6 protein-coding genes, 1 tRNA gene and 2 pseudogenes are annotated in these 6,416 nt (G+C 36.3%); 1 reads left to right on the top strand and 8 read right to left on the bottom strand.

The features are described 5' to 3' along the window. Positions 1 to 353 precede the first annotated feature (353 nt). From DW103_RS18655 to DW103_RS13800, 7 genes and pseudogenes are all read right to left on the bottom strand, one after another. A complete protein-coding gene (locus tag DW103_RS18655; RefSeq protein WP_122277133.1) occupies positions 354 to 674 on the bottom strand; it encodes a DUF3795 domain-containing protein in 321 nt (106 codons plus the stop codon). Then, entirely contained in the window at positions 671 to 1,153 is a 483-nt protein-coding gene (locus DW103_RS13825; RefSeq protein ID WP_122277226.1) for a GNAT family N-acetyltransferase, read from the bottom strand. Before DW103_RS13825 ends, DW103_RS18655 begins: the two co-directional genes overlap by 4 nt. Further along, positions 1,154 to 1,912 (bottom strand): annotated as a pseudogene (locus DW103_RS13820) (class I SAM-dependent methyltransferase); the annotation flags it as partial. 29 nt (positions 1,913 to 1,941) lie between these two features. Further along, on the bottom strand, positions 1,942 to 2,511 hold the full coding sequence (locus DW103_RS13815; protein ID WP_122277131.1) for a GrpB family protein: 570 nt from the start codon (positions 2,509 to 2,511) through the stop codon (positions 1,942 to 1,944). Positions 2,512 to 2,594: 83 nt separating this feature from the next. After that, positions 2,595 to 3,170: a Crp/Fnr family transcriptional regulator gene (locus DW103_RS13810; protein WP_122277129.1), complete on the bottom strand. Its 576-nt coding sequence runs from the start codon at positions 3,168 to 3,170 to the stop codon at positions 2,595 to 2,597. A 205-nt stretch (positions 3,171 to 3,375) separates the two neighbouring features. Then, positions 3,376 to 4,437: pseudogene (locus DW103_RS13805) on the bottom strand (site-specific integrase); the annotation flags it as partial. 272 nt (positions 4,438 to 4,709) lie between these two features. Then, positions 4,710 to 4,794, bottom strand: a tRNA-Ser gene (locus tag DW103_RS13800). Positions 4,795 to 4,992: 198 nt separating this feature from the next. Between DW103_RS13800 and trxA the strand changes: the two genes are divergently transcribed. Then, entirely contained in the window at positions 4,993 to 5,499 is a 507-nt protein-coding gene (gene trxA / locus DW103_RS13795) for a thioredoxin (RefSeq protein WP_122277127.1), read from the top strand. Positions 5,500 to 5,590: 91 nt separating this feature from the next. On the opposite strand, the gene DW103_RS13790 is transcribed toward trxA, so the two are convergent. Further along, positions 5,591 to 6,139 (bottom strand): 30S ribosomal protein S16, encoded by a 549-nt coding sequence (locus tag DW103_RS13790; protein ID WP_122277125.1) that lies wholly within the window; start codon positions 6,137 to 6,139, stop codon positions 5,591 to 5,593. Positions 6,140 to 6,416: the final 277 nt, after the last annotated feature.

Here is a 6,416-nt window from a genome sequence, read left to right as displayed (position 1 = left end):
CGCATTTCAGTGTTCAACAGCCCTATTGCTTCATCAATCAAATGCAAATAGGGCATTTTTTTCTTGCTCAAACCGCACACGATACGATTTAAGCCGATGTAAGCCGAAAGAAAAATAGCGTAGTAAAACGCTATAATCCTGTTCGTTGATACTAAAATCGGCTAAATGTATAGCCAATTCTTCAATACCTTCTGCAAATTCAGATGCAGAAACTTTACGCTGCGAGTATTCCGATAATAATCGGAAAAATCTCTGTTCTAATATGTTCTTATTATTCATTGCATATTTGTATGCATTTTCATTCAAGCAACTTCTTCATCTAAATAATCTTACTTATCGGAAAAGAGCAAAACTTAATCTCCAACTTTTCCATTATAATAATTTAAAAATGCAACTTCACCTATGGCTTTTAAAAGTTTCTGATTTTCAATAAAATTCTGTCCATATTTTAGCCAACGTTTGGTAAATCTTTTAAATTTGACACATGGAAAATCAGTACATTGGAAACAATGTGTTATTTCTTTCTCCAAGCAACATAAATGAAATGTTTTACATTTATCACAGCGAGAACTATTCAGTTCAGCTCCTTTACAGGGGCTTTTTTCTCTTGTATATATGGGGCATCCCCCGCAAAAGACACCACAAGCAGGAATGTATCCGTTATAAAATTTCATTTAGTCAGTTCCTTTGCCATCCAAAAATTAATAAGAGAAAGTTGATTGGCTTTGCGCTTTTGTTCTTTTTCAACTATATAACCTCTTTTCTCAAAGAAAGGACGGGCTGTTAAACTTACTTCAGATGCAATCCGCATAATACCATTTGAAATAGCATATCGCTCTATTTCTTCCAAAAGCATAGTTGCTATGCCTTTATCCTGAAAGTCTTTGTGAACAAACATAGAGTGTAGATAACCTTGCGGTGTAATAGATGAAAAGCCTACAATTTGAGACTGTTGATTAACAGCCACTATAAAATAATGGGTCTTAATCATTTCTTCTATATTGGAAAGATTATCTCCACATGATGCCCAATCTTCCACTTCTGCCTTTGAATAATCACGCTTATTTATTGTGAGGACTGTATTTTGAAATAAATCTTTGAGTTTAGAGGCATCAGACAGCCGGGCTATTCTAATTGTAAAATCTGTATTCATTTTTTTTAGTGATAAAACGTATATTTGTTTCTCTGAATCGTTATTAAATGCTTCTTCTGTAAAATCTCCAAATTTGTGAATAACATTAAAGCCAGCTTGTTTAAAATATGAATCTAACTCTTGGGGAAAGAACAATCTCATATCCATATTTTGGATTGAATGAAATTCTCCATTTATAAAATAGTGCCATTTTATACGGTTAATTTGAGTTGTGCTTTCATAGTACATACTTTGTTTTATCAACACATTTCTTCCATCATTGGTCGTATATTCGGCAATAACTTGTTGTTCCCTTTCTTTTTCAACAATATATTGAATGTTAGGATTGAAACAATCCAACAAGAACAAGCCTTTCTCTTTAAGATGATTTTGTACGACTTTTAGCACCTCAAATAAATTTTCGTTTTTATATAAATGATGGATTGAATTAAACGGAATAAAAATAAGGTCGAATTTTTCTTGTAAGTTTAATGCTCTAATATCAGCTTCGATGAAATTAATTTTTAATTTACTTTGAAAGGCTTTCGCTTTTGCCCGTTCAATCATTGATGGAGTGTAATCAACCCCACTAATATTATATCCATCTTTTGCTATTGGAATTGTAAGCCTGCCCGTTCCACAACAAAGTTCAAGTATTTTTGCATCCTTATTTTGAGGTAACCATTTTTTATAAAATTCTAAATCAGACAAGTAAATATTTAACCCGTCATAAATATCCGCATCATAAACCAAATCGCCAACTTTATAATCCATTTTCATGCTATTCTTCAATTTTATTTAAGTATATATCACTTATTACTATATCTACCTGCTAAAAGCTGTTTCCCTTTCTGTGTATATTGTTTTATAAAATCCCCCTTATGTAAAGTGTACATATCCCTGTCATACTTATATTGCTCCCATAAATTAAATTTAAGTTGTTCATATTCTTTAGCGATAGCAGTATTTGCTTGAAGATAATCCCTGAAATACAATTCATCGTTATCTCCCTCATAAGATAAGTGCAAATGGAATATTTGTTCGGCAAATCCTTGTAAAGTATAACCTTTATTAAAATCAATGCGGCAGTTGTTTTCTGCCATGCAGATATAACCACATTTTTCAATCCTACCTTGTAAATTGGAGAGCCTTTCTTTTCTTGGAACTTCCATAAGTATATCTATGATAGGTTTTGCCCAAATCCCTTTAATAGCTGTGCTACCTATATGGCTAATGCGTCCAACATCGGGCAAATTCTCTCTCAGTAATCCCGCTTCTTCTTTAAACCAGTTTGCCCAACAATCTTGATGTGCAGTCAAGATTATAGGGAACAATCGCCAAAGTTCTTTTAGAGATAGCTCTGCTAATTTTCTTTTCATATATGAATTATTTTATACTCAATACATAAATTGTAACAATCGGCAAAATAAAGAAAAATAGAGAACAAAAGCCTTGAAAAACTTCAAGACTTTTGGTTGAACAATATTTTCTTACGGATATGGCTAACTGTTTCAGGTGTTACTCCTAAATATGATGCTATACTTTTTAAAGGTATCACTTCTTTCAAATTAGGACATCGTTTCATCAACTTTAAATATCGTATTTCTGGTGTGCAATATGAATCAAGTAATTGTTTATATATCATTTCAAATAGACTTTCAGCAGCTAATCTTCCATATTGCTGGGTGTCATAATTCATTTCCCAATAATTGATAATATCATGACGAGATAATATGCATACAGTACAGTCTGTTATAGCCTGAATATTAACTAAGGAAAGAGTTCCCCTCATCAGAGATGAATAATCACAAACAAACTCATCTTGAAAAGCATATCCAACAATGTGTTCCATACCCTCTTCATCTATATATGTATATTGGAATACACCACTTTCTACCCATCCGATAAAATGTGATGTTTCATTTTGTAGAATGAAGAAATCTTTCTTTTGGTAAGTTTGGTATTCTCCTTTTTCTTGTATCAACTTCTTTAAGCTGGAGTAATCCCAATCATTTAAATATGAATTAAATTCTTTCATTATCAATGTCTTTGCTACAAAAATACAAGAAAGTTCTAAAATGTGACAGACTGTATTTTACATTTAGAAGAAAATAACTATATTTGTAGTGAGTATTTTGAAATGCTGCAATTTAGACTGAATTAAGGTGAATAGCACGTTGCTAAAACGTTACCCTTTTTTGAATTACTTTTTGTAACAAGTTATGTTACAGTATGATATATTGTAATGTTATAGTAGTGGCAAACGTGTGGCGGGCAAGGTGAAATGTCAGGTTCTTTTTAATACCGCAAATATCGGCAATCTCTTTAAGGTACGCATTTAGCTTCTGATTGCTGATTACGGGAAGTATCTTGCCGTCCGGCAACTTGCCCTTGTACTTCTTCAAAATCATCTTGGGAATATCCAGCAGGGGAACATTAACGTCCGTGTTGGTCTTTACCCGCTTGGTGATTATCCAAAGGTTGCCGTCAAAAGACTTTTGGATATTCTCCTGCCGCAAGTAGGCGACATCGCTGTAAGCAAGACCGCAGAAACAAGAAAAGATGAACAAGTCCCTGACGTGTTCCAGCCGTTCGGAAACCATTTTCTTTTTGAGGATAATTTTTATCTCGTCCTCTGTCAGATAGCCCCTGTCCACTTTCTCCAGCCGGATTTTGTAGCTGGCGAACGGGTCGCCCACCAGTATGCCGTTGTTGCGGGCAATGATGATGATGCGCTTGAAGAACTGCATGAACTTGGCGGTGGTGTTGTAGCCGCATTTGCAGGCAGTACGCAAATACAACTCAAAATCCGTAATGAACATCGGGGTAATCTCCTTAATGGATATGTCCGATACGTTGTACTTGCTTTGGATAAATTCAGCGAGGTGGCGGCGGGTCACTTCATACTTCCGGTAGGTCGCTATCGTCTTGGATATGCCCACAAGCTGCTTCACATCGTCATTGTGCTTTTGGAACAGGGTAAGGATTGTTTCGTGGCTCTCGCTGTGTCCCAAAAACTCGTTCTTCACTTTCTCGGCGGTCACGTAGTTGTCACGCCGCTGCATTTCGTGGTAAATGGTATTCAGGGAAGAACGTATGTCGTCCAAAAGGGCGTTTATCCTCCCGGCATCCCTGCCTTTGGCTTTGCCCGCAGCCGTGTTCCAGTTGCCGGGCTGGATGCTCTGTTTCGTACTGAACTGGCAAAGTTTACCGTCTATGGTGATGCGTGCCATAATCATAACCTCGCCGTTTTTCTTTTCAGAACCTTTCTTCAAATAAAAAAGAACCTTGAATGTCGATTTCATAACTCACTTTTTTAGTTGCAAAATTAATTTTTACCTCTCGTTTTCGAGTTATGCAGACTATGGACTAATCAAGTCATTATCAGGTCATTTGTGGACAAATCGTTACCGTTTTTGTCCGGCAGGGAATAGGTAACGATTTAGTAACGAAACTTTGTCTTTTACCGTACTTTTGAAGTCTTGGAAGCAGGACTTTTGGGCAATAAAAAAAGCCACAAATCATTGATTTGTAGCTTTTTGTCCGTTTGCTGACCATTTCTGTCCAGCACGTTCAGCGGAGAGATAGGGATTCGAACCCCAGGAACCTCTCGGTTCAACGGTTTTCAAGACCGCCGCAATCGACCACTCTGCCATCTCTCCAATATGTCATGCAATCTGCGCTTCTGTTTTTTTGATTGCGGTGCAAAGGTAGCGATTTGTTTTAAATTTGCAAGAGTGGGAAGGATTATATTTTTCTTTTTGAACTATTATTTTTCTTTTAATCACTGAGAAAGAACGTTTCTGGCTTTTTATTGTTATATTTGTAAGTGATAATAATTAAATAGAACGAGTTTTTATATGAGAAAATTAAAAAGTTTATTGATGGTAGCCATGGCGCTTATTCTGGTAAGTTGCTCTATGTCGGCCAAATCTGAAAAGTCTGAAAAGAACGAAACAGAAAAGAACGAAACGGAAAAAGTGGCAGCTCAGGGAGAAGTTGTTGCATTGAATAAGGCTGATTTCCTTTCAAAAGTATATAATTACGAAAAAAATCAGACGGAATGGGTTTATGAAGGGAATAAGCCTTGTATTATTGATTTCTATGCGGATTGGTGTGGACCTTGTAAAAAGGTGTCTCCGATTTTGAAAGAATTGGCTGCTCAATATAAGGATGATATCGTTATTTATAAGATTGATGTAGATAAAGAAAAAGAGCTGGCTGCTGCATTCGGTATCCAGAGCATCCCGACTTTGTTGTTTATTCCGAAGACTGGAAAGCCGCAGATTGCTCAGGGAGCATTATCCAAAGAACAGTTTGTGGAACAAATAAACAAATTTTTGTTAGGAAAGAAGAGTAGTCTTTAAGTAGAAATCAAAGCTTACCTTTTTAATTATACACATTAAAAAAGAGGGCATCTCGATGAGATGTCCTCTTTTTATTTGGCATTTGCACGAATTATTCAGCGCTTTCTGCTGCGGGAGCTTCTTCTGCCGGAGCGGCAGCTACAGCTTCTTCAGCTTGCTTAGCAGCTTCTGCGGCTGCCAATTCTGCTTTCTTTTTAGCTACGATTTCTGCTTTTGCCTTGTTTGCTTCTTTTTCTGCTTCCAGACGAGCTTTAGCAGCAGCTTTAGCAGCTTCGCTATCCTTGTCTTTTACAGCTTGTACAGAAGCTTGTTTGTTTTTCAACCAAGCTTGGAACTTTGTTTCAGCCGTAGCTTCGTCGAATGCACCTTTTTTAACACCTTCCAGTAAGTGTTTTTTCATGCAAACACCTTCGCGTGAAAGAATATTACGGGTGGTATCTGTAGGTTGTGCACCTACCTGTAACCAATACAAAGCTCTTTCGAAGTTCAAATCTACTGTAGCAGGATTAGTGTTCGGATTATAAGAACCTATCCTTTCAATAAACTTTCCATCACGTGGAGCCCTGCTGTCTGCAACTACGATCTGATAAAAAGCGTAGCTTTTGCGACCGTGTCTTTGCAATCTAATTTTTGTTGCCATGTTTGAATAATTAATTTAAGCTGTTTGTATTAGCGGGTGCAAAGATATAAAATTCTGTCTGTAAAACAACTATATCCGGCTATAAAAATAATATACTTGGCAAACTGTTTAAAATAAGCGTGATTTTTGTTCTGTTTTTTTCATTTTCGGGAAAGCTTCGCTTTTTAAGTATAGGGCGTAGCATAAGTGCTTGCCGTTTAGTGATTTGCATTCGTCTCTTTTTTATTTTCTTCCCCCAGGGCAAACGCATTAAAAAATATCAAGAGAAAGGAGTTGG

The sequence above is a fragment of the Parabacteroides sp. AM08-6 genome, from assembly GCF_003473295.1.
Taxonomy (GTDB): domain Bacteria; phylum Bacteroidota; class Bacteroidia; order Bacteroidales; family Tannerellaceae; genus Parabacteroides.
Note: the sequence above shows the minus strand (reverse complement) of the source record. Positions and strands in the feature narration are given on the sequence as shown.

Excerpts from the sequence above, each read along its gene's own strand:
- trxA (WP_122277127.1), top strand. The coding sequence starts at position 4,993 with ATGAGAAAATTAAAAAGTTTATTGATGGTAGCCATGGCGCTTATTCTG.
- DW103_RS13810 (WP_122277129.1), bottom strand. The coding sequence starts at position 3,170 with ATGAAAGAATTTAATTCATATTTAAATGATTGGGATTACTCCAGCTTA.
- DW103_RS18655 (WP_122277133.1), bottom strand. The coding sequence starts at position 674 with ATGAAATTTTATAACGGATACATTCCTGCTTGTGGTGTCTTTTGCGGG.
- DW103_RS13790 (WP_122277125.1), bottom strand. The coding sequence starts at position 6,139 with ATGGCAACAAAAATTAGATTGCAAAGACACGGTCGCAAAAGCTACGCT.
- DW103_RS13815 (WP_122277131.1), bottom strand. The coding sequence starts at position 2,511 with ATGAAAAGAAAATTAGCAGAGCTATCTCTAAAAGAACTTTGGCGATTG.
- DW103_RS13825 (WP_122277226.1), bottom strand. The coding sequence starts at position 1,153 with ATGAATACAGATTTTACAATTAGAATAGCCCGGCTGTCTGATGCCTCT.